This window comes from Nostoc sp. MG11 (genome assembly GCF_014904695.1).
GTDB lineage: Bacteria > Cyanobacteriota > Cyanobacteriia > Cyanobacteriales > Nostocaceae > Komarekiella.
This window is the reverse complement of sequence record NZ_JACXXN010000162.1, coordinates 1-1,683: the sequence shown is the minus strand read 5'-3', so window position 1 is coordinate 1,683 and position 1,683 is coordinate 1. Positions and strand designations below refer to the sequence as shown.

1 protein-coding gene and 1 pseudogene are annotated in these 1,683 nt (G+C 41.7%); both read left to right on the top strand.

Features of this window, described 5'->3' with window-relative positions; translation table 11 throughout:
• Positions 1-95 precede the first annotated feature (95 nt).
• Positions 96-458: pseudogene (locus HCR01_RS37805) on the top strand (FAD-dependent oxidoreductase); the annotation flags it as partial.
• A 229-nt stretch (positions 459-687) separates the two neighbouring features.
• Complete coding sequence (locus HCR01_RS37800) at positions 688-1,527, top strand: class I SAM-dependent methyltransferase (RefSeq protein WP_193200995.1); 840 nt, start codon at positions 688-690, stop codon at positions 1,525-1,527.
• Positions 1,528-1,683: the final 156 nt, after the last annotated feature.

Sequence of the window (1,683 nt, the reverse complement as noted above, 5' to 3'; positions counted from 1 at the left end):
TTTATTAACCCAGATTTTTGCCAAGCTTACTTCTTTAGGACGTATTCATCCCGTTTCCACAGGCGTTGAACCCTCTTAAATTGGCTAAGGTATTGGTAGTAAAAGCCGAATGGTTAGGTGAAAATTGGCGCGTGGAATGTAGTGATGGTAGTCAGCATGAGTGCGATTATATTTGGCTTTCGACTGGCACTAAATTCGATGTCACCACTGAACCTTTATTAAAAGACATTCTCGCCGCATACCCCACTCTCATCATTAAGGGTTTGCCAGTGCTAGATACTTGTCTGCGTTGGACTGGCTGTGAATTGTTCATTATGGGTGGTCTAGCCGCTTTACAAGTAGGGCCGACAGCACGAAATTTATCAGGTGCGAGAATGGCTTGCGAGAAAATTGTCCCAGCTATTGTCAAGCCGAGTGTAGCTCTTTCCCACACACTCCGCGGACTACAAGCCGGCTGACCAAAGAGGCTACCGCTACCTTACAAGAACCATTTCCTGTGTATAAGAAGACCAATCTGCATCACTAAATACCATGAGAATTAGATATTTCCCGTTTGAGCAATGCAAAAGTTTGGAGAGCCGCCAATAGCAGCGATCACCAATATTGACAGAGCCACTAAATCTCAGCTAATGTGAGGAGCAGCTTATTGAGATTAATTACTATTTATTCCATAACTTCCCAAAATTTATGACCAGTGAAACACCAGTATCCACAGTCAAACTTACAGGGGTTTTAGAAACTCTGATGATTACTTTGTATGCTCGTGCTATTGAAACACGGCGAGCATCTCCCATCCTCAAAGATTCAAAAGCTGTCGAAATTGCTGAACAGGTAGATTATGAATTTGAGAAGTACTCTCAAGGATGGACTAGTCAATTAGGCTGTAGTATTCGCGCAAAAGAATATGATTGCATTGTCCAAAACTTTATTCAAAACTATCCCAATTCCATAATTGTGAATCTAGGAGCAGGCTTATGCACTCGATTCACGCGAGTGGATAACGGTAAAGTTTACTGGTATGAAGTTGATTTTCCCGATGTGATTGAGTTACGTCACAAGTTCTTTGAGGAAAGCGAACGTTACAAGTTGATCGCGCAATCAATCTTGGACTTTACCTGGATAGATCAGATTCAGCGATCGTCAAATCAACCCCTGATGGTAATTCTAGAAGGTGTGACAATGTACCTAACTGAAGCAGATAACCGCGAGATTATCAAGCAGATCCACACTCGGTTAGCTCCAGCAGAAGTTGTGTTTGATGTGTTGAATCACAAATCTGCTAAGAGTGCAAAGCGTCATGATACTGTATCAAAAACTAGTGCCGAGTTTCAATGGGGCATTGATAATTCCACAGATTTGGAAACATGGGAAACTGGCATCACTCTTAAAGATGAAGTGTTTTATCTGACTCAGTTTGCAAATCACCGCGATCGCCTTCCATTATGGGCGCGACCTATTGCTTTTATTCTGACACCGATTTTCAAAAATACTGCTCGTATTGTTCGGTTACAAGTAAATGCTGCATAACTTTCATCCAAACCTATGCAGTCTCAAACGCTGCTCTGTCGGAGCAACTGGTAGGGGTGAGGGTTGTGTTGCAAAAAATATTTAAAGTGAGAAAATCCTCTAGAATTAAGATTGTTTATGCAACAAGTCCGAAGATATGTGCAATCAAATTGACTT

Excerpts from the sequence above, each read along its gene's own strand:
- HCR01_RS37800 (WP_193200995.1), top strand. The coding sequence starts at position 688 with ATGACCAGTGAAACACCAGTATCCACAGTCAAACTTACAGGGGTTTTA.